The organism is Pseudonocardia oceani, assembly GCF_019263585.2.
In the GTDB taxonomy this organism is placed as follows: domain Bacteria; phylum Actinomycetota; class Actinomycetes; order Mycobacteriales; family Pseudonocardiaceae; genus Pseudonocardia; species Pseudonocardia oceani.
The window spans coordinates 1,660,102-1,680,605 of record NZ_JADQDF010000001.1; the positions used below are offsets into that span (position 1 = coordinate 1,660,102).

Annotated in this window: 18 protein-coding genes and 1 tRNA gene; 6 read left to right on the top strand and 13 right to left on the bottom strand. The window is 74.3% G+C overall.

Annotated features, from left to right (window positions below):
- The 7 genes from rpmE to argS all read right to left on the bottom strand — a co-directional run bounded on the left by rpmE (position 1) and on the right by argS (position 9,756).
- Positions 1 to 216: a 50S ribosomal protein L31 gene (rpmE, locus tag I4I82_RS08170; RefSeq protein ID WP_218589764.1), complete on the bottom strand. Its 216-nt coding sequence runs from the start codon at positions 214 to 216 to the stop codon at positions 1 to 3.
- A 105-nt stretch (positions 217 to 321) separates the two neighbouring features.
- Positions 322 to 2,787, bottom strand: coding sequence for a transcription termination factor Rho (gene rho, locus I4I82_RS08175; protein WP_372481154.1), 2,466 nt, complete (start codon positions 2,785 to 2,787; stop codon positions 322 to 324).
- Positions 2,788 to 3,127: 340 nt separating this feature from the next.
- The gene (gene thrB, locus I4I82_RS08180; RefSeq protein ID WP_218590761.1) at positions 3,128 to 4,030 is read right to left on the bottom strand and encodes a homoserine kinase; all 903 of its coding nucleotides are present in this window, start codon (positions 4,028 to 4,030) and stop codon (positions 3,128 to 3,130) included.
- Between the two features lie 55 nt (positions 4,031 to 4,085).
- Positions 4,086 to 5,102, bottom strand: coding sequence for a threonine synthase (thrC, locus tag I4I82_RS08185; RefSeq protein ID WP_218590764.1), 1,017 nt, complete (start codon positions 5,100 to 5,102; stop codon positions 4,086 to 4,088).
- 98 nt (positions 5,103 to 5,200) lie between these two features.
- The gene (locus tag I4I82_RS08190) at positions 5,201 to 6,544 is read right to left on the bottom strand and encodes a homoserine dehydrogenase (RefSeq protein WP_218590760.1); all 1,344 of its coding nucleotides are present in this window, start codon (positions 6,542 to 6,544) and stop codon (positions 5,201 to 5,203) included.
- Between the two features lie 76 nt (positions 6,545 to 6,620).
- A complete protein-coding gene (lysA, locus tag I4I82_RS08195; protein ID WP_218590759.1) occupies positions 6,621 to 8,078 on the bottom strand; it encodes a diaminopimelate decarboxylase in 1,458 nt (485 codons plus the stop codon).
- A gap of 34 nt (positions 8,079 to 8,112) precedes the next feature.
- Positions 8,113 to 9,756, bottom strand: coding sequence for an arginine--tRNA ligase (argS, locus tag I4I82_RS08200; RefSeq protein ID WP_218590758.1), 1,644 nt, complete (start codon positions 9,754 to 9,756; stop codon positions 8,113 to 8,115).
- Positions 9,757 to 9,833: 77 nt separating this feature from the next.
- On the opposite strand from argS, the gene I4I82_RS08205 reads away from it, so the two are divergent.
- From I4I82_RS08205 to I4I82_RS08220, 4 genes are all read left to right on the top strand, one after another.
- A complete protein-coding gene (locus tag I4I82_RS08205; RefSeq protein ID WP_226369939.1) occupies positions 9,834 to 10,655 on the top strand; it encodes a thioredoxin-like domain-containing protein in 822 nt (273 codons plus the stop codon).
- A gap of 8 nt (positions 10,656 to 10,663) precedes the next feature.
- Positions 10,664 to 11,353 (top strand): DUF305 domain-containing protein, encoded by a 690-nt coding sequence (locus tag I4I82_RS08210; protein ID WP_218600031.1) that lies wholly within the window; start codon positions 10,664 to 10,666, stop codon positions 11,351 to 11,353.
- A 33-nt stretch (positions 11,354 to 11,386) separates the two neighbouring features.
- Positions 11,387 to 11,461, top strand: a tRNA-Arg gene (locus tag I4I82_RS08215).
- Between the two features lie 87 nt (positions 11,462 to 11,548).
- Complete coding sequence (locus tag I4I82_RS08220; RefSeq protein WP_218590757.1) at positions 11,549 to 11,986, top strand: hypothetical protein; 438 nt, start codon at positions 11,549 to 11,551, stop codon at positions 11,984 to 11,986.
- Positions 11,987 to 12,011: 25 nt separating this feature from the next.
- Here I4I82_RS08220 and I4I82_RS08225 read toward each other — a convergent pair whose 3' ends face one another.
- The gene (locus I4I82_RS08225; protein WP_218590756.1) at positions 12,012 to 12,632 is read right to left on the bottom strand and encodes a TetR/AcrR family transcriptional regulator; all 621 of its coding nucleotides are present in this window, start codon (positions 12,630 to 12,632) and stop codon (positions 12,012 to 12,014) included.
- A gap of 79 nt (positions 12,633 to 12,711) precedes the next feature.
- On the opposite strand from I4I82_RS08225, the gene I4I82_RS08230 reads away from it, so the two are divergent.
- Positions 12,712 to 13,797, top strand: coding sequence for a YbfB/YjiJ family MFS transporter (locus I4I82_RS08230; RefSeq protein WP_218590755.1), 1,086 nt, complete (start codon positions 12,712 to 12,714; stop codon positions 13,795 to 13,797).
- A gap of 70 nt (positions 13,798 to 13,867) precedes the next feature.
- On the opposite strand, the gene I4I82_RS08235 is transcribed toward I4I82_RS08230, so the two are convergent.
- A complete protein-coding gene (locus tag I4I82_RS08235) occupies positions 13,868 to 15,235 on the bottom strand; it encodes an MFS transporter (protein WP_218590754.1) in 1,368 nt (455 codons plus the stop codon).
- 175 nt (positions 15,236 to 15,410) lie between these two features.
- Between I4I82_RS08235 and I4I82_RS08240 the strand changes: the two genes are divergently transcribed.
- Positions 15,411 to 16,253 (top strand): helix-turn-helix transcriptional regulator, encoded by an 843-nt coding sequence (locus I4I82_RS08240; protein ID WP_218590753.1) that lies wholly within the window; start codon positions 15,411 to 15,413, stop codon positions 16,251 to 16,253.
- A 10-nt stretch (positions 16,254 to 16,263) separates the two neighbouring features.
- Here the strand turns inward: I4I82_RS08240 and I4I82_RS08245 are convergent, their stop codons facing one another.
- The 4 genes from I4I82_RS08245 to I4I82_RS08260 are packed head-to-tail and all read right to left on the bottom strand — an operon-like array spanning position 16,264 to position 20,378.
- On the bottom strand, positions 16,264 to 17,646 hold the full coding sequence (locus I4I82_RS08245) for a phenylacetate--CoA ligase family protein (protein ID WP_218590752.1): 1,383 nt from the start codon (positions 17,644 to 17,646) through the stop codon (positions 16,264 to 16,266).
- A gap of 43 nt (positions 17,647 to 17,689) precedes the next feature.
- On the bottom strand, positions 17,690 to 18,499 hold the full coding sequence (locus I4I82_RS08250) for an SDR family NAD(P)-dependent oxidoreductase (protein WP_218590751.1): 810 nt from the start codon (positions 18,497 to 18,499) through the stop codon (positions 17,690 to 17,692).
- Positions 18,496 to 19,257: an SDR family NAD(P)-dependent oxidoreductase gene (locus tag I4I82_RS08255; RefSeq protein ID WP_225920549.1), complete on the bottom strand. Its 762-nt coding sequence runs from the start codon at positions 19,255 to 19,257 to the stop codon at positions 18,496 to 18,498. The genes I4I82_RS08250 and I4I82_RS08255 overlap by 4 nt, the downstream gene beginning before the upstream one ends.
- An 11-nt stretch (positions 19,258 to 19,268) precedes the next feature.
- Complete coding sequence (locus tag I4I82_RS08260; RefSeq protein ID WP_218590749.1) at positions 19,269 to 20,378, bottom strand: LLM class flavin-dependent oxidoreductase; 1,110 nt, start codon at positions 20,376 to 20,378, stop codon at positions 19,269 to 19,271.
- Positions 20,379 to 20,504: the final 126 nt, after the last annotated feature.

Consider the following 20,504-nt stretch of genomic DNA (forward strand, 5'->3'; position numbering starts at 1 on the left):
CTACTTGCCGGCCCGCTTGCCGTAGCGCGCCTCGAAGCGCGCCACGCGACCGCCGGAGTCCAGGATCCGCTGCTTGCCCGTGTAGAACGGGTGGCAGGCGGAGCAGGCCTCGGCGGTGATCGAGCCGCTGGTCTTGGTGCTGCGCGTGGTGAACGAGTTGCCGCAGCTGCAGGTCACCTGGGTGGTGACGTACTCGGGGTGGATGCCAGATCGCACGGTGGTTCCTCTCGAAGTGGCACCGGGTCCTCGCGGACGAGGTGAACCGGGGCCGGAGCGTGACGGTCTATCTAACCATCCGCTCCGGCCCCTGATTCCCGGTGGTCAGTCGTCGTTCCCGACCGGCAGGCCCTTGGCGACCTGCATGAGGAACTCGATGTTGGTGCGGGTCTTCTTGAGCTGGGTGAGCAGCAGGTCGATGGCCTGCTGGTCGTCCAGCGCCGAGAGCACGCGGCGCAGCTTGACCATGACGGCCAGCTCGTCGGGCGAGAGCAGCAGCTCCTCCTTGCGGGTGCCCGAGTCGCCGACGTCGACGGCCGGGAAGACGCGCTTGTCGGCGATGCGGCGGTCGAGCTTGAGCTCGGCGTTGCCCGTGCCCTTGAACTCCTCGAAGATCACCGTGTCCATCGTGGAACCGGTCTCGACGAGCGCGGTGGCGAGGATGGTGAGCGAGCCACCGTTCTCGATGTTGCGCGCGGCGCCGAGGAAGCGCTTGGGCGGGTAGAGCGCCGTGGAGTCGACACCACCGGACAGGATCCGGCCCGACGCGGGCGCGGCCAGGTTGTAGGCGCGGCCCAGGCGGGTGATCGAGTCGAGCAGCACGACGACGTCGTGGCCCATCTCCACCAGGCGCTTCGCGCGCTCGATGGCGAGCTCGGCGACCGTGGTGTGGTCGGTGGCCGGGCGGTCGAAGGTGGAGGCGATGACCTCGCCCTTCACCGACCGGGTCATGTCGGTGACCTCCTCCGGCCGCTCGTCCACGAGGACGACCATGAGGTGGCACTCCGGGTTGTTCGTGGTGATCGCGTTGGCGATCGCCTGGAGCACCATCGTCTTGCCGGCCTTGGGCGGGCTGACGATGAGCGCGCGCTGGCCCTTCCCGATCGGCATGACCAGGTCGATGATCCGCGTGGTCATGATGTGCGGCTCGGTCTCGAGGCGCAGCCGGTCGTTCGGGTAGAGCGGCGTGAGCTTGGTGAACTCCGCGCGGTTCCGCGACGCCTCCGGGTCCTGCCCGTTGATGGTGTCGACGCGCACGAGCGGGTTGAACTTCTGGCGCGACTGCTCGCCCTCGCGGCCCTCGCGGACCGCACCGGTGATCGCGTCGCCGCGGCGCAGGCCGTGCTTGCGCACGAGCGAGAGCGAGACGTAGCAGTCGGTCGGGCCGGAGAGGTAGCCCGTGGTCCGGACGAAGGCGTAGTTGTCCAGGATGTCGACGATGCCGGCGACGGGCAGCAGCACGTCGTCGTCGCGCACCTCGGTGTCGACGTTGCCCTGGCCGCCGCCGCCCGGCGCACCGGTGCGGTCGCGGTCGCGGCCCCGACGGCGGTCGCGGAAGCGGCGGCCGCGCCGGCCGCGGCCGTCGCCGTCCTCGTCGCCGTCGTCGTCCGGGCGGTTGTCGCGCGGGCCGCGGTTGTCGTTGCCCCCGCGGTCGTTCCGGTCGTTCCGGTCCCGCTCGGCGCGGTCGTTGCCGCCCCGGTCGTTCCGGTCGCGCTCGTTCCGGTCGCGGTCGTTGCGGTCGCGGTCGTTGCGGTCGTTGCCGCCCCGGTCGCGGTCGCCGCGGGTGTCGGTCTGCCCGCTCTGGGCCGTGCCGCTCTGCGCCGATCCGTTCTGCGCCGATCCGCTCTGCGCCGATCCGCTCTGCGCTGATCCGTTCTGCGCCGCGCCGTTCTGCGTGACGGCGGGCGCATCCTGGGCGGCGGCGGGCGCCTGGGCGGCGTCGTTCTGGCCACCGTTCTGCCCGGCGCTCTGCGCCGCGCTCTGGTCGCGCCGGTTGCGGCCGCGACCGCCGCGCACCACCTCGCCGGGCTCGCCGGCGTCGGCGGCCGCGGGCTCGGCCTGCTGCTGCTGGTCGGCGCCGCGCCCGCGGCGGCTGCGGCTGCGGCGGCCACCGCCCTCGGACGGGGTGTCGGTGTCGGTCGCCGGGGCGGAGCCGTTGGTGGCCGGGGCCTGCTCGACGGCCGGGGCCTCGACGACCGGGGCCTCCGCGACGGGGGCCTCCGCAGCGGGGGCGGACGCAGCGGCGATGGACGCAGCGGGGGCGGGCTCGGCCGCGGCCGGAGCCGGGGTCTCGACCGGCGCGGGGGCCGCAGCGGGGGTCGACGCAGCGAGGTCCGACGCAGCGGGGGTCGACGCAGCGGGGGTCGACGCAGCGGGGGTCGACGCAGCGGGCGCCGACGTGGAGTCGGGCGCGCCGGCCGGGCGGGACGCCGTGCGGCGGCGACGGGTGGTGGGCGCGGGCGCGGTGGCCGGGGCCGCAGCGGCCTCGGCGGCCACGGGCTCGGCGGCCACGGGCTCGGCGGCCACGGGCTCGGCGGCCGGGACCTCGGCGGCGGGCGCCGGGGTGGCCGGGGTGGCGGCCGGGGCCGCGCTGTCCGGGAGGGACGGCTGGGGGGCCGGCGACCCGCCCTGGCGCTCCTTGATGGCGGCGATGAGATCGCCCTTGCGCATCCCGGTGGTGCCGGTGATGTTCAGCTCCTCGGCCAGCTGGCGGAGCTCCGCCAGCACCATGCCGGTGAGGCCGCCCCGCTTGCGGGCGGGCGTGGTGCTGACGAGATCGGTCTCGCTCACAGATGTCCTTCCTGACCGACCGGGTCTGATGCCCTGGTCAGCGGATGTCACACACTCGCCCGGACGGTGTGCCGGACGACATGTCGGTCTACGGATCGAGGGCCATCGGACCTCACGGCCGCCCCGACAGGCAGGGGCGACGATCACTGCGACTGTTCGCGGGGGCGGCCGCTCGGGCCGGGCGCGGGTCTGGCTCCAGCACTGGTCCGGTGTGAACCAGGGTGCCGGGGTGCGCAGATGGCCCGAGTGGCCACGCGGAAGACGCGTGGATCGCCGTTGCGTGCCCGAGACTAGACTCCCCCGCTGGTCACGGCAACCACCACCCCCGGCGTGGCGGCCCTCAGTCGATCTCCACCTGCGCGCCCGCCGTGTCGATCGGCAGCGGCAGCGTGGCGAAGCCGTGCAGGTCGAGCCCGGCGGGCAGGGTGCCGTCGGAGGTGAGGGCCAGCACGGTGGGACCGGCGCCGGAGATGGCGGCCGGGACCCCGTGGGCGCGCAGCGCGTCGACCAGGTCGGCCGAGTCCGGGTACGCCGGACGCCGGTAGCCCTGGTGCAGGCGGTCCTCGGTGGCGGGGAGCAGCAGCTCGGGGCGCTGCGTGAACGCCAGCACCGACAGTGCGGTGCGACTGCCCGTGAAGGCGGCGTCGACCAGCGGGACCCGGTCGGGCAGCAGCCCCCGGGTGGTCGAGGTCGACGACTCCGTCCCCGCGACGAGCGCCACGGGGTGGATGCCCGGGTGCGCGTCGAGCCGTACAGCGTGGAAGCGCCCCGCCGTATTCCCGACGGTCTCCCAGGCGATGACGAACCCGCCGAGCAGGCTGGCCGCCGCGTTGTCGGCGTGGCCCTCCATACCGGCCGTGACCTGCAGCAGCGTGTCGCGCTCGAGCTCGACGTCACGGCCCGCGAGCACGACCGCGGCGACGGCCCCGGCCACCGCGGCGGCGGCGGAGCTGCCCAGTCCGCGCGAGTGCGGGATGGCGTTGACGCAGCGCAGCCGCAGCCCCGCGGGGGCGTCGCCGGTGATGTTCCAGGCGGTGCGCATGGCGCGGACGACGAGGTGCGTGTCGTCGCAGGGCACCTGCCCCGCGCCCTCGCCGACGACCTCGACGCCGACGCCGTCGTCGGCGACCCACGCCTCGACCTCGTCGTAGAGGCCCAGCGCGAGGCCGAGGGAGTCGAACCCGGGGCCGAGGTTGGCCGACGACGCCGGCACGCGGACGCGGACCTGACGGGGCCTGCCCATCAGGTGGGGTCCGTCAGTGGGAGCACCGGCGTCCGGGTCGTCGGCGGAGGGCGCATCAACGCAGCTCCAGCGCGTCGGCGACGGCGCTCGGGTCGATGGGGATGACGGTGGGCGCGGGCGCGGTGAGCAGCGCCGTGTCGGGGTCCTTGAGGCCGTGCCCGGTGACGGTGCACACCACCAGGGAGCCGCGCGGCAGCGTGCCGTCGGCGCTCGACTGCAGCAGCCCCGCGACGCTCGCCGCCGACGCGGGCTCGACGAACACCGCCTCGCGGGAGGACAGCAGCCGGTAGGCGTCGAGGATCTCCTCGTCGGTGACGGCGGCGAAGCGCCCACCGGACTCCTCGCGCGCGGCCTGCGCCTGCGCCCAGGACGCGGGCGACCCGATCCGGATGGCCGTGGCGATCGTCTCCGGGTTCTTCACCGGCGCGCCGTGCACGAGCGGTGCGGCGCCCGCGGCCTGGTAGCCGAACATCCGCGGCGGGGAGTCGATCAGGCCGTCCGTCGCGTAGGCGCGGTAGCCGGCCCAGTAGGCGGTGATGTTGCCCGCGTTGCCCACCGGCAGGCAGTGGATGTCGGGCGCGCGGCCGAGCTCGTCGCAGATCTCGTAGGCCGCGCTCGCCTGCCCGGCGATCCGGGTGGGGTTCACGGAGTTGACCAGCGCGGCCACCGGGTACTCGGCCGCGGTCTTGCGGGCGAGCTCCAGGCAGTCGTCGAAGTTGCCCTGGACCTGCACGATCCGCGCCCCGTGCGCGACCGCCTGCGCGAGCTTGCCGAGCGCGATCTTGCCCTGCGGCACGAGGACGGCGCAGGTCATGCCCGCGCGGGCGGCGTAGGCGGCGGCCGAGGCGGACGTGTTGCCCGTGGACGCGCAGATCACGCCCTGCTTGCCCTGCGCGAGCGCGTCGGTGACCGCCATCGTCATCCCGCGGTCCTTGAACGAGCCCGTCGGGTTGGCGCCGTCGACCTTGAGGAACACCTCGCAGCCGGTGAGCTGCGACAGGTGCGGCGCCGGGAGCAGCGGCGTACCGCCCTCCCCGAGCGTGACGACCGTCCAGCCCGGCTCGACCGGCATCCGGTCGCGGAACGCCTCGATGACGCCCGGCCAGCGGGTGGACCGCCCGACGGGAGCGAGGGGGGATGTCGCAGGAGGGGATGTCGCGGAGGTGGAGGTCACGGGGCCACACCCTTTCGTCCGAGGTCCTCGACGCGCAGCACGCTGTCGACGGCGTGCACGGCATCGAGCCCGGCCAGCACGCGGACGGTCGCGGCGAGCGCCGCCTCCGGGGCCGCGTGCGTGACGACGACGAGCCGCGCGGCGCTGACCGGGTCGGCTCCGGCGGAGTCGGCGACACCGCCGGTCTGGCGCACCGCGGCGATGCTGACGCCCTGCGCGGAGAACTCCCCCGCGATGGCCGCCAGCACGCCCGCGCGGTCGGCCACCTCGAGGCTCACGTGGTAGCGGGTGGCGACCGCGCCGATCGGCAGCACGGGCAGGTGCGCGTAGGCCGACTCGCGCGCCCCGCGCCCGCCGTGGACGCGGTTGCGCGCGACGGCCACGAGGTCGCCGAGCACGGCGCTGGCGGTGGGGGCGCCGCCCGCGCCCTGGCCGTAGAACATGAGCTGCCCCGCGGCCTCGGCCTCGACGAACACGGCGTTGAACGCGCCGTCGACGCCGGCCAGCGGGTGCGTGGCGGGGATCATCGCCGGGTAGACCCGGGCGGAGACCGACTCCGGGGTGTCGGCGGTGGCGGGCGCGCGCTCGCAGATCGCCAGCAGCTTGATCACGCAGCCGATGCCGCGCGCGGCGGCGATGTCGGACGCGGTGACGTACCGGATGCCCTCGCAGTGCACGTCGGCGGCCGTGACGCGGGTGTGGAAGGCCAGCGTCGCGAGGATGGCGGCCTTGGACGCGGCGTCGTAGCCGTCGACGTCGGCGCTCGGGTCGGCCTCGGCGTACCCGAGCCGGGTGGCCTCCTCCAGCGCGTCGGCGTAGCCCGCGCCCGACTCCGTCATCGCGGAGAGGATGAAGTTGGTGGTGCCGTTGACGATGCCGGCGACGCGGGTGATGCGGTCGCCCGCCAGGCTCTCGCGCAGCGGGCGCAGCAGCGGGATCGCGCCGGCGACCGCGGCCTCGTAGAACAGGTCGACGCCCGACGCGTCGGCGGCCTCGGCCAGCGCCGCGCCCTCCTCGGCGAGCAGCGCCTTGTTGGCCGTGACCACCGACTTGCCGGCCTTGAGCGCCTCGAGCAGCAGCGTGCGTGCGGGCTCGATGCCGCCGATCACCTCGACGACCACGTCGACGTCCTCGCGCGTGACGAGCGCCGTGGCGTCGGTCGTGAGCAGGTCACCCAGCTCGGGGTGCTTGTGCGGGCGCCGCACGGCCACGCCGACGAGCTCGACCGGGGCCCCGGCGCGTGCGGCCAGCTCTCCCGCCTGCTCGCGCAGCAGGCGCACGATCTCGCCGCCGACGGTGCCGCACCCCAGCAGTGCGACCCGCACCGCGTTCCCGTTCACGCTCGCTCCTCGCTGACGACAGTGGGGGTCATGCTCCGGTGCGCGACCGCGTCGCCGCCCGCGCGCGTGACAGGACTCACGGGCCGACCTCCAGCCGGAACTGGTCCTCGACGGTCTCGCGGCGCAGCAGCACCCGCGCCTGCCCGTCCCGCACCGCGACCACCGCGGGGCGCGGCAGGCGGTTGTAGGAGCTCGCCATCGAGTAGCAGTACGCCCCGGTGGCCGCGACGCCGAGCAGGTCGCCCGGGGCGAGGTCGGCGGGCAGCCAGCAGTCGCGCACGACGATGTCGCCGCTCTCGCAGTGCTTGCCGACGACCCGGGACAGCACGGCCTCGCCGGTGCCGTCGCGCTCCGAGGAGCGCGACACCAGCCGGCAGTCGTAGACGGCGTCGTAGAGAGCGGTGCGGATGTTGTCGCTCATGCCGCCGTCGACGCTGACGTAGCGGCGGCCCGACGACGCGCCCCCCGCCGACCGTCCCAGCGGTACGTCCTTGAGCGTGCCGACCTCGTAGAGCGTGACGGTGCCCGGCCCGGCGATCGCGCGCCCGGGCTCGACGGCGATCTCCGGTACGTCGAGCTCCTCGGCGTGGCACTCCTTCTTGACGATGCCGCGCAGCTCCTCGGCGAGCTCGGCGACGTCGAGCGGGGTCTCGTCCGCCCGGTAGGCGATGCCGAAGCCGCCGCCGAGGTCGAGCGTGGTGAGCGCGGTGAGTGCGGCACCCCCGTGCTCCTCGTGCAACGCGGCCAGGAACCGCACCACGCGGTGCGCGGCGACCTCGAAGCCCTCGGTGTCGAAGATCTGGCTGCCGATGTGGCTGTGCAGCCCGACCAGCGACAGCCCCGGGGAGCGCAGCACGCGCCGCGCCGCCTCGGCCGCTGCGCTCGCGTCGCCGCCCGCGATGGAGAAGCCGAACTTCTGGTCCTCGTGGGCGGTGGCGATGAACTCGTGCGTGTGCGCCTCGACCCCGACCGTCAGCCGGATCATCACGGGCGTGACGACGCCGTGCGCGGTGGCGATCGCGTCGAGGCGGGCGATCTCGTGGAAGGAGTCGAGCACGACCCGGCCCACACCCGCCTCGACGGCGGCGGTGAGCTCCTCGGTGGACTTGTTGTTGCCGTGCACCGCGATCCGCTCGGCCGGGAAGCCCGCGCGCAGGGCGACGGCGAGCTCGCCGCCGCTCGCCACGTCGAGCGAGAGGCCCTCCTGCGCGACCCAGCGTGCGACCTCGACCGACAGGAACGCCTTCGCCGCGTAGTGCACCGACGCGGCGCCGAACGCGGCGGCGAACTCCGCGGCGCGCGAGCGGAAGTCGTCCTCGTCGACGACGAACAGCGGCGTGCCGAAGCGCTCGGCGAGGTCGCGGACGTCGACGCCCGCCACCTCCAGCGCGCCGGACCGCCCGCGCGCGGCGTGCCGCGGCCAGACCGACGGGGCCAGCTCGTCGAACCCGGCGGCGTCGACGGGGCGCGGGCCGGCGGTCTCGGGCGGCGCCGAGATGCCGGCGTGCAGCGGCCCGGCCGGGTGCGCCCTCATGACTGCGCCTCCGCGGAGAGGAGCACGTCGGCGCTCACATCCGCTCCGGCGCGCTGACGCCCAGCAGACCCAGGCCGTTGGCCAGCACCTGCCGCGCGGCCACGCACAGCGCGAGGCGGGCGCGGTGCAGGTCGGAGATCTCCTCGTCGCCCATCGGCAGGACGCGGCAGGAGTCGTAGAAGCGGTGGTAGGTGGCGGCGAGCGTCTCCAGGTAGCGGGCGACCCGGTGCGGCTCGCGCAGCTCCGCCGCCGTGGCGACGACGGCCGGGAACTCGCCGATCGTGCGGATCAGCTCGCCCTCGCGCGGGTGCTCCAGCAGGCCGAACGACGTGCCGGGCTCCAGCCCGACGTCGGCGGCGTTGCGCGCCAGCGACGAGAGCCGCGCGTGGGCGTACTGGACGTAGAAGACGGGGTTGTCGTTGGTCCGGCGGCTCAGGATGTCGAGGTCGAGGTCGAGCACCGAGTCGATCGAGCTGCGGATCAGCGAGTAGCGGGCGGCGTCGACGCCGACGAACCCGACGAGGTCGTCCATGCTCACCGCGGTGCCGGCGCGCTTGCTCATCTTGAGCATCTGGCCGTCCTTGAACAGCCGCACCATCTGCCCGATCAGCACCTCGACGGTGTTCGGGTCGTCGCCGAACGCCGCCGCGGCCGCCCGCAGGCGCGCGATGTAGCCGTGGTGGTCGGCGCCGAGCATGTAGATGCACAGGTCGAAACCGCGGGCGCGCTTGTCGAGGTAGTAGGCGAGGTCGCCGGCGATGTAGGCGGGCTTGCCGTCGCTCTTGATGACGGGGCGGTCCTTGTCGTCGCCCTCGTCGGTGCTGCGCAGCCACCAGGCGCCGTCGGAGAAGTAGAGGTTGCCCGAGTCCTTGAGCCGCTGCACCGCGGTGTCGACGGCCCCGTTGTCGTGCAGCGTCTTCTCGTGGAACCACACGTCGAAGTCGGTGCCGAAGGCGTGCAGGGCGCGCTTGATCTCGTCGAACATGAGGTCGACGCCGATCCTGCGGAAGACCTCGTCGCGGTCGGGGTCGGTGAGCGCCCCGGGCTCCGCGGCCAGCACCTGCGCGGCGATCTCGCCGATGTAGGCGCCGCCGTAGCCGCCCTCGGGCGTCGGGCGGCCCTCGGCCGCGGCCACCAGCGAGGAGACGAAGCGGTCGATCTGGCCGCCGGCGTCGTTGAAGTAGTACTCGCGGGTGACCTTGGCGCCGCGCGCGGCCAGGACCCGGCCCAGGGCGTCGCCGACGGCGGCCCAGCGGGTGTGGCCCAGGTGCAGCGGGCCGGTCGGGTTGGCCGAGACGAACTCGAGGTCGACGACGCGGTCGGCGTACTCGTCGCCGGTGCCGTAGGCCTCGCCCGCCGCCAGGACCTCGCCGACGACCGCGCCCTGGGCGTCGGCCGCGAGGCGCAGGTTGATGAAGCCGGGGCCGGCGATCTCGGCCGAGGCGATGCCGTCGCGGCCGGTGAGGGCCTCGACGAGCCAGCCCGCCAGGTCGCGCGGCGCGACCCCCGCCTTCTTCGCGGTGCGCATGGCGACGTTCGTGGCGTAGTCGCCGTGGTCGGGGTTGCGGGGGCGCTCGACACCGACGTCGTCGGGCAGCGCCGCGACGTCCAGGCCGCGCGTCGTGAGAACCTCGGTCGCTGTGGCGCGGACCAGGTCGGCGAGCTGGGCGGGAGTCACTCCAAGAGTCTAGGAGGTGCTGCTCATGGGTTTCTCAGGCACCGCTCCTAGACTCGGGGGCCGCAAGGGCCGTCCGGGTGACGGCACCCGGACGCGCGATGGTGGGACGGTTCATGGTCAGCGGCAAGAACAGCAAGGCGGTGCGCAACGCGCGCGCCGCGGTCGTGACCCAGCGGTCGACGCCGTGGGGCCTCATCTCGGCGGTGGTCGTCGTGGTGCTGTTCGCCGGCGCCGTCTTCGGCTACGCGTTCCTGCGCGGGGAGGAGAACGCCGAGCGGCTGTCGGCGCTCGCGCCGTTCACGCCCACCGCGGAGAACCCCGACCCGTCGACGCAGATCGAGGGCGTCCAGGTGATCGAGTACACCGGCGGACAGCACGTCGACCCCGTCACGCAGGTCGCCTACACGCAGAGCCCGCCCTTCGGCGGCGCGCACGACGCGGTCTGGGCCGCCTGCAACGGGGTCGTCTACGACCAGGCCGTGCGCAGCGAGAACCTCGTGCACTCCCTGGAGCACGGCGCGGTGTGGATCACCTACGACCCGGACCAGGTCAGCGGGGCGGCGCTCGACACGCTCCGCGCGAAGGTCGAGGGCCAGCAGTACATGGTCATGTCGCCGTTCCCGGGCCTCGACACCCCGTTCTCCCTGCAGTCCTGGGGCCACCAGCTCAAGCTGACCGACGTGAACGACGCGCGGATCGACCAGTTCGTCGCCGCGCTGCGCGTCAACCGCAACACCCACCCCGAGCCCGGCGCGAGCTGCGCCGAGGTCGGCGTCTCCGGCGGCTTCGTCCGCTCGTCCCCGCCGCCCTTCGTCCCCGCCCCGGCGCCCGGCACCCCCGGCACGCAGGCCGAGACCACCGCGGGCGCCGACGCGGTCACGCCCGACGCGGGATCGTGACCGTCTCGGTGGAGCGTCCGCCGACCTCGCCGTCCCCCGCGGACGGCGAGGCGCGGTGGGTGCGTCCGTTCGTCGCGGTCGTCGCGGTGGTGGGCCTGCTCCTGCTCGGCGCCGCGGGCGGGCTGCTGCTCGGCGTGCCCGGCTCGTCGTCGACGCCCGAACCGGGAAGCGTCGACGTCGGGTTCTCGCAGGACATGTCGGTGCACCATCTGCAGGGCGTCGACATGGCGAGCTGGGAGCGCGACCACACCACCGACCCGGTTCTCGCGCAGCTCGCCACCGACATCGAGAAGACGCAGAACAACCAGGTCGGCCAGATGCAGGGCTGGCTCGCGCTGTGGGACGCCCCGGCGCTGCCCATCGGCGGCTACATGGCATGGATGACCGGCGAGCACGGACACGCGGGGATGGGCACGGGCGCCGCGGACGGCCCGGTCGCCACGATGCCCGGGATGGCCAGTACCGCCGAGCTCGACGCCCTGCGCGCCGCGACCGGCCCCCGGCTCGACGTCCTGTTCCTGCAGCTGATGCTGCGCCACCACGAGGGCGGGGCCGAGATGCTGCGCTACGCCGCGGAGAGCGCGTCGGTGCCGCAGGTCCGCAGCCTCGCCTCCCAGATGCTCAGCTCGCAGACCTCGGAGGCCGAGTACCTGCGCCAGCTGCTGCTCGCCCGCGGCGGGACGCCCCTGCCGCTGTGACCGGGCCGGGTGCGCTAGGCTTGACGCACCCGAGCCCCCGTAGCTCAGGGGATAGAGCGTCGCCCTCCGGAGGCGAAAGCGCAGGTTCGAATCCTGCCGGGGGCACCACCCGCTGGTAGCGGATCTCCCCCCTTCCCCCGCGCGTCCCTCTCGTCCACACTCGCCCGTGCGCGGGCGTCGGGACGGAGGCCGGACATGGCGGAGCCGGGGGTCGAGGGCGTGGCCCGCTGGCCGCTGCGCGGGTCCTGGCTCACCTGGCTGCGGGTCTCCGCGCTGATCGGCCTGGTCCTGCTCGTCGCCGGCGCCGTGCTCGTCGTGCTCGTCGTGCTCGCCCTGGCCGGCGGGTCGCTGCCCGGGGTGGTGCCGGGGCTGGTCGTCCTCGCGGTCGGCGCCGTCGTCGGGTGGCAGGTCGCGCACACCGCGCACGACGTGGTCCTGCACGCCGACGGGACCCTCGTCGTGCGGCGCCCGCGCGGCCCGCTGCGCACGCGCGTCGGCGCCGTGACGGCGGTGCGGCCGTCGAGGCTGCGGTCCTCCCGCACCCCGACCGTCCTCGAGACGACCGACGGCTGGGCGTACCTGATCCACGACGAGGCGACGAGAGCGGAGCTGGTGGCGGCCCTGGCCCCCTGAGCCGCACTTCGGAGCCGGAACGCGGTCAGCGGCCCCCTTCCGACAGCGTTCTGGCTCCGACCTGCGGTGGTGGGGGGACGTGGCGTGTGAGTGCTGCTCGTGCCACGGCCTTCACCTCCGGCTTCTCTCGGGTTCCTGTGATCGCTCGCCGCGCTCTCGCCGCCAGGGCGCCGTCGTAGAGGAGCAGGAGCTCGGTCGCCAGGGCGTCGGGGTCGGCCGCGCCCGTGGCCGCGGCCAGGTCGCGCAGGCGCTCGTCGAGCAGGCGGGTGTCGGCGGCGAGCCACTCCCGCGCCGGGTGCCCCGGGTCGACGACCTCCACCGCCGCGGCCAGGAACGCGCAGCCGCGCGCCGCCTCCTCCCGCCGGTGCAGCTCGTCGAGGGCGTCGAAGACCGACAGGGCGCGGGCGGCGGGGTCGTCGCCGCAGCGCAGCAGGACCTCATCCCAGAGCGCGCGCCACCGCTCGTGGCGGCGCTGCAGGGAGGCCGCGACGAGGTGGTCCTTGCCGCCGAAGTGCGCGTAGAGGGTGGCCGGGGCGACGCGGGCGCGCTTCAGGACCGCGTCGACGCCCGTCGCGGCGATCCCGCGCTCGGAGAACAGCTCCTCGGCCGCGTCGAGGAGCCGCTCCCGCGCGCCGGGTCCGTCCATGCCCCGTACTGTAACGACCACTATGGCGAAACGATCGTTACAGTCAGGGCTCGTCGCGTCCGGGACGGGTCTCATCGCGGTGACGTACGGGGTGGTCCGCTACGGCTACGGGCTGCAGCTCCCCCAGCTCGCGGCGGAGTTCTCGCTGTCGACACCGGCGGCCGGCGCCGTCGCGGCGGGCGGGTTCGCCGCCTATTGCGCGAGCGCGCTGGCGGCGCAGCGCCTGCTCGCCCGGGGCTCGGCGCGGACGGTGCTGTGGCTGGCCGCGGCGGTGGCGGCGGCCGGCGCGCTGGTGGTCGCGACGGCGTCGTCCGCCCCGGTGCTGGCGCTCGGCGTGCTCGTGGCCGGGAGCGCCGCGGGTGCCGCGTCCCCGGCGATGGTCGTCGCGGTGGCCTCGACGGTGCGCGGGCCGCTGGTCGCCCGCGCGCAGGCCGTGGTCAACGCGGGCACCGGCGTGGGCGTCGCGGTCACCGGTGCCGCGGTGCTCGCCGCACCCCAGGTCTGGCGCCCCGTCTGGTTCGGCGCCGCCGCGGCCGCCCTGCTCACCGCCGCGGCGGTCGACCGCCTCGCACGGTGGCCCGCCGCGCCCGGCCCGCGACCCGCGGGAGGGGCGACGACCGGGATACGGCGCCCCCTGCTGGCCGCCGCCGTCGCGGGCGCCGGCAGCGCGGCGGTGTGGACGTTCGGGCGCGACCTGGTCACGACCACCGGCGGACTGCCCGAGCGGACCACGGCCGCGCTGTGGTTCCTGCTCGGCGCGGCGGCCGTCCTCGGCGCCCTGAGCGGCGACGCCGTGCGCCTGCTGGGCCTGCGGCGCGCCTGGGTGCTCACCGTGGCGCTGACGGCCGCGGGCACGGCCGCCCTCGCCCTCGCACCGGGCGCGGTGCTCGTCGCGGCCGTCGCCGGGGCGGCGTTCGGGGGCGCCTACACCGCGATGAGCGGGGTCCTCATCGCGTGGGGCAGCGCGCTGCGGCCGCACGCCGCCGGGGAGGCCACGGCCGTGCTGTTCGTCGCGCTGACCGCGGGGCAGGCGCTGGGCGCGGTGGCCACCGGCGCGCTGGCCGGGGGCGTCGGCGCCCCGGCGGCGTTCGGCGTCAGCGCCGCGGTCCTGCTGGCGGCGGCGGGCGTCCTGCCCGCGCGGGCCCGCGCGTCCGCCGGCGTCTGATCGGGGGTGCGGTGGCGCGGCGCCCGGGGAGCCGAGGCGCCGCGCCACCGCCGCAGGGTGGTCCGGTGGATCAGGCCTGGACGGTCTCGTCGACCTGCTCGTGCTCGAGCGCCCGGTTGCGGGTCTCGGGCAGCAGCGACACGCACACCAGCGAGAGCACGCCGATCAGCGACAGCATGACGCCGATCGCGAACGAGCCGAACGACGCCGCCAGGCTCGCGGCGAGCAGCGGCGGGATCGCCCCGCCCAGCACACCGGCGAGGTTGTAGCCCAGCCCGGCACCGGTGTAGCGGTAGCGCGCGGCGAACAGCTCGGGCAGGTACGACCCGGCCGGGCCGTAGGCGATCGCGAAGATCACCATCGTGACCGACAGGCCGATCGCGAACGCCGTCGCGCTCCCGGTGTCCAGCAGCGGGAACAGCACGAGCGCCCAGATGATCCCGGCGATGCAGGACGTGCGGATGACGTTGCGCCGCCCGAACCGGTCCGACAGCACGCCCGCCACGACGATCGCGATGCCGAACACCACCGCCACCACGATGCCGATGCCCAGCACGACCGGGCGCGCCAGCGCCGCGCCGTCGGGGTTGGTGCCGTAGGAGGTCAGGTAGGCGGTGCCCATGTAGAAGAACGCGAACAGCATGGCCAGCGCGCCGGCCGAGAGCAGCACCTCGCGGGGCTGGGCGCGCACGGCGTCCAGGAACGGCAGCCGCCGCGACCGGTCCGCCGAGGCGGCCTCGGCCTGCGCCCGCTGCTGGAGCTCCTTGAACGCCGGGGTCTCCTCGATGGACAGGCGCACCCACAGCCCGACCCCGACGAGCAGGATCGACAGCAGGAACGGGATCCGCCAGCCGTAGGACAGGAACGCCTCGTCGGTGTCACCCATGACGAGGCCGGTGATGAGGAACGTGGCCGAGGACAGCGCGAAGGCGATCGCCGGGCCGAGCTGCGGGAAGACCCCGTACAGCCCGCGCTTCTCCTTCGGGGCGTACTCGGCGGTCAGCAGCGTCGCCCCGGCCCACTCCCCGCCGACGGCGAAGCCCTGCGCGAACCGCAGCACCACCAGGATGATCGGCGCGGCCACCCCGATGGTGTCGGCGCCGGGCAGCAGCCCGATCAGGACGGTCGCGACGCCCATCAGCAGCAGCGTCGAGATCAGGGTGCGCTTGCGCCCGATCCGGTCGCCGTAGTGGCCGAACACGACCGCGCCGACGGGGCGGGCGAAGAAGGCCACCGCGAACGTCGCGAACGAGGCGACGATGCCCGCCGTGGAGCCCAGCGCGGGGAAGAAGACCTTCGGGAACACCAGCGCGGCGGCGGTGCCGTAGATGAAGAAGTCGTAGAACTCGATCGTCGTGCCGGCGCAGCTCGCGGCCGCGACCCGGCCGAGCGGCACCGGCGGGGACGGCGTCCGTCCCGGGGTGGACGTGGTGGACATCGGGGAGCTCCTCGGCGGTTCGGTGCACAACGGCGTACGCAGCGTCACCGCTCGCGGGCGGGCCGCACTACCGACCGAAGTCGGTAGAGGCCTCACAACTCCGGCGCCGTTGACTCGTTGGACCAGCGACGACGCCGTCAGCGGGCCCCGCCCGCCCGACCGGGAGGAGGCCGCCGTGCTCGACGACGACACGGTGTCCCGGGCCGTGGACCGGGTCCTGGCGCAGCGCCTGAACGACCTGCGCAGCCGGACCGGGCTGCCCGTGGTGTTCGGCGGCAGCACCCGCTCGGCCCCCGACGGACAGCAGCTCACGATCAACCGCCTGGCCGGCACGCTCGGTGACTCGCTGCGACTGCTCAGCGTCATCACCGGCCGCGGCCTGGGCGGCGCCGCGATGGCCCGCAAGGTGCCGTGCCGGGTCTCCGACTACGCCTCCACCACCGGCATCACCCACGACTACGACCACGTCGTCGTCGAGCACGAGCGCCTGACCTCGATCCTCGCCTACCCGCTGCTCGTGCACGGCACGGTGCGCGGCGTCCTGTACGGCGCCGTGCGCGAGGACGCGCCGATCGGCGACGTGGCCGTCCGGAACGCGGGGGTCGTCGCGGCCACCATCGCGCGCGACGTGACCGCCCTGCTCGACAGGCACCCTGTGCCGGCCACCGCGACGCCCCGCTGGGCCGGCGAGCTCGGCGCGGGCGCGCTCGAGGAGCTCGCCGCCCTCGCCCGCTCGACGGCCGACCCGGAGCTGCGCGCGCGGCTGCGGCGGATCCACGAGGGCCTCGCCGGCCCGGCCGGGCAGCCTCCCCGCCCGGCCGAGGGCCCGTCGCTCTCACCGCGGGAGGTCGAGGCCCTGCGGCTGGTCGCGGTCGGGTCGACGAACGCCGAGATCGCCGACGGGCTGGGCATCTCCGTGCCCACGGTCAAGGCCTACCTGCACAGCGCGATGCGCAAGCTCGACGTCCACAACCGCGGCCGGGCCGTCGTCGTCGCGCGGGAGGCCGGGCTGCTCTGACCCTGGGTCGTCAGCGCTCGTCGACCACCCGGCGGGCCTTGAAGGTGGTCTCCGGCAGCGTCCCGGGCTCCAGCAGCTCGACCGGGACGCGGATGGCGACCGTCCGCTTCAGCGCCTCCTCCGTCCGCCGGACGAGGTCGGCGCGGCGGGCGTCGCCCTCCCCCGGCGCGGCGGCGGCGAGCTCGGCGCGGACGGTGTGGCCGAGCTCGGCCTGCACGCACAGCTCGTCGAGCGCGCCGACCCGGCGGACCAGGATGCGGAACTCCGGGCCCAGCTCGTGGACGCTGCGCAGGGCGGTCTCGATCGCGCTGGGAAAGACGTTGGCGCCGCGGATGAGCAGCATGTCGTCGAGGCGGCCGAGGATGCCCTCGGGCAGGCGCGGGTAGGTGCGCCCGCACGGGCACGGGTCGGTGGCGAGGTAGGTCTCGTCGCCGGGGGCGAAGCGGATCATCGGCTGGGAGTCGCGCCAGAGGTGGGTGTAGACGACGGCGCCGCGCTGCCCGACCGGGATCGGGGCGTTCGGGTCGGCCGCGTCGACGACCTCGGTGTAGACCTCGTCGGTGAACAGGTGCGTGCCCGTGCCCTCGGTGCAGGCGACGCTGGTCTGGAACGGGTACATCTCCGAGGTCGAGCCGGCGTCGGCCGCGGTGGCGCCCCAGCCCTCCTCGATGATCGTGCGGGTGCCGGGCAGGCTGCCGCCCGGCTCGCCGCCCACGAGCAGGTGCCGGACCGTGTTCTCCCGCAGGTCGATGCCCATCCGCTCGGCCACCGACAGCAGGTGGATGCAGTAGGACGGGGTGGCGCTGAAGATCGTGGAGCCGAGGCGGGAGATCAGCTCCAGGTGCTTCTCGGAGTCGGTGACGCCCAGCGGGAACAGCGTGGCGCCGATCCGCTCGGCGCCCTGCACCACGCCCCAGCCGCCGAAGAACAGGCCGAACGGGAACCCGACCTGCACGATGTCGTCGGGCCGCACGCCCGCGCACCACTGGGCCATGGCGTGCACGTCGCCCGCGCGCTCCCAGTCGGTGCGCGACACCGCGTACATCGTCGGGACGCCCGAGGTGCCCGACGAGCCGTGGATGCGCGCGATCTCCCCGGGTGGCACCGCGCGGCTGTAGCTGCCGAACGGCGGGTGCTCCTGCTGGTCGGCGACCAGCATCTTCTTCGTGATCACCGGGACCCTCGTCGTGAAGTCCTCGATCGAGCTGACCTGGTCGGGGTGGAACCCGTGCGCGTCGTAGAGCCGACGGTAGAACGGCAGCTCGGCGTAGGCGTAGCGGAGCTGGTGCTGCATCCGCTCCAGGATGACGCGGTCGCGCTGCGCGGGCGCGAGGGTCTCGCGCTCCTCGTCCCAGTAGCGGGGGTAGCCCCGCGGCCCGGTCGTGCTGGTCATGCCGCTCCTCGTCGTGTCGTGCCGGCGCCGTGCGGGCGGCCCGTCAGGGGCGGCTGACGAGGCCCTGCGCCTCGGCGACGTCCCAGTAGGAGTGCAGCCCCCGCACGTGCTGTCCGCCGTCGACGGGCACGAAGTGGCCCGTGATCCGGCCGGCGGCCGGCGACAGGAGCCACAGGGCGACGTCGGCGATGTCGGAGGCCTCCTGGTGCCGCGGCGGCGCGACCAGCGTGCGGTCGAGGAACTCCTGGCCGATCTGCCCGACCGTGAACCCGGCGCCCAGCGGGGTATTGACGGTGCCGGGCCCGATCGAGTTGGCCCGGATGCCGTGGCGCCCCAGCTCCCCGGCGCAGACCTGGGTGAACTGCATGATCCCGGCCTTCGCCGCGCAGTAGTGGCCCAGGCCGTCGGTGGCCGCGACGGCGTTGAGCGAGGCGATGTTGACGATCGCCCCGCCCGTGCCCGCCGCGATCGCCTGCCGCGCGAACGCCCTCGTGCACAGGAACGTGCCCTTGAGGCAGGTGTCGACGATGAGGTCCCAGTCGTCCTCGGACGTGTCGACGACGAGCGAGAGCGACGCCGTGCCCGCGTTGTTGACCAGGTACCGCACCGGGCCGAAGCGCTCGGCGGCGAGCGCGAAGGTCGCCTCGACGTCGGCGGCGACGGCCACCGACCCCTCGTACCAGGCCAGGTGGGCGCCCCCGTCCAGCTCCTTCGTCGCCGCCTCGATGTTCTCCGCCGAGACCTCCAGCGAGACCACGTTCGCGCCGCCCGCGAGCAGCGCCGCCGCGATCGCCTTCCCGATCCCGCTGCCCGCTCCGGTCACGACCACGGTCTGTCCCGACAGGTCCGTCATCCGGCACTCCCCTTGGCGTTCCAGCCGCCGTCGACGGGCATCGACTGACCCGTGCAGAAGCTCGCGTCGTCGGAGAACAGGAACGCGGCCGCCGCCGCGATGTCCTCCGCCCTCCCCAGGCGCGGGATCATGTGCGCCGCCACGAAGTTCTCCCGCATGCCGTCGGTGATGCCCGCCAGGATGGGCGTGTCGATCGTGCCGGGGCAGATGCAGTTCACGCGGATCCCGCGCGGGCTGTACTCCATGGCCACCTGCTGGGTCAGGCTGACGACCCCGCCCTTGGCCGCGGAGTAGGCGGCGAGGTTCTCCAGCCCCTTGAGCGCGGCCATCGACCCGATGTTGACGATGCTGCCGCCCCCGCCGTCGAGCATCCGCGGGATGGCGGCCTGCATGCCCAGCCAGACGCCGCGGAGGTCGGTGCCGATGACGTGGTCCCAGCCGGCGTCGTCGAGGTCGACGACGTTGTCGGGCCCCAGGGTGTTGGTGACGCCGGCGATGTTGCCCAGCAGGTGCAGCCCGCCGAACCCGCCGACGGCCTCGTCGACGAGCCGCTTCCAGTCGCCGCGCTGCCGCACGTCCATCGTGATGTGCACGGCGCGGCCACCGGCGGCGACGATCTCCTGCGCCGTCGAGTCGTCGTCCTGCAGGTCGCCGACCACGACGGCGGCGCCCTCGGAGGCGCATCGCAGCGCCACCGCGCGGCCGATGCCCTGCACGCCGCCGGTGATGACGGCGACCTTGCCCTCGAGCCTGTTCATCGCCGCCGCCATCAGGCGATGCCGAGCGCCACGTTGGCCATGTGCTGGCGCCGGGCCATGCGCTCGCGGGCGGTGAACTGCGGCGTGACGTAGCGCGCGAACAGCTCCAGCGAGCGGTTCCACTTGTCGGTGGTGACCCAGTCGCGGCAGTTGATCAGCAGCGTGCCGAAGCCGCCGGTGGCCTCCTCCAACTCCTTGACCTGGCGGATGCAGTCGTCCGGGCTCCCGATGATCCAGGGGATGTTGTCGACCATCCACTCGAAGGTGAGGTCGGGGTCCTCCATGCCCTCGCCCTTCTTCATCAGGGCGCCGAGGCCGAGGCCGAACAGGTAGTCGTAGGAGCGCTTGACGCCCTCGCGGATGTCGCGCATCGCCTGGTCCTTGTCGTCGGTCACGTAGACCTCGCGCACGACGCGCCAGTTGTCGCGGGTGACGGCGGGGTCGATGCCCGACGCCGCGCCGGCCTCCAGCATCGCCCTGCCCATCCCGACCAGGTCGGGGGCGAGGTCGTAGGTGCCGTTGTCGATCGGGGCGAAGTGCACGCTGAGCGGCTTCCAGCCGTTGGCGCCGCACCTGGCGTAGTTGTGCAGGCCGGTGAGGCCGGCGATCGCGAACGGCGGGACGTCCTGGTACGGGCCGACCTGGAGCTGGCGGTTCTCGTACTTCCAGTACACGCCCTCGTAGGTCACCGGGTCGTCGGAGGTGAGGAGCTGCCAGATGATCTCCAGCGCCTCGTTGGTGCGCGGCGCGGCCTCCGAGGGCTCCAGGCCGAACAGCGCCTTGTCGGTGGGCAGCCCGCCGCCGCCGAAGCCGTACTCGAGGCGGCCGTGCGTGAGGTGGTCGAGGAACGCGAGGCGCTCGGCCACCATGAACGGGTCCTGGTAGGGCAGGTTGACGACGCCCGTGCCCAGCCGGATGCGGCTGGTGACGGCCGACGCCTTCGCGATCATGTACTCGGGAACCGGCACGTTCTCGTAGCCGCCGGTGTGGTGCTCACCGATCCAGAACTCCGAGAAGCCGAGCCGCTCCGCCTCGACGATCGCGGCGATGTCGCGGTCGTAGGACAGCGTCCAGTTCTCGATCGGGGGGTGTTCCGGCATGGTGAAAAACCCGAACTTCATCGGTCGGTCCTCCTGCTGTGGGCGTGTCCGAGTGCAAACCGCGGTTCGGCTACCTGGTGCGGCAACTGTGGCGGCACTCACCTACGGCTGTCAACCACCGGACGCGTGCTGCCGCCCTTGCGGTCC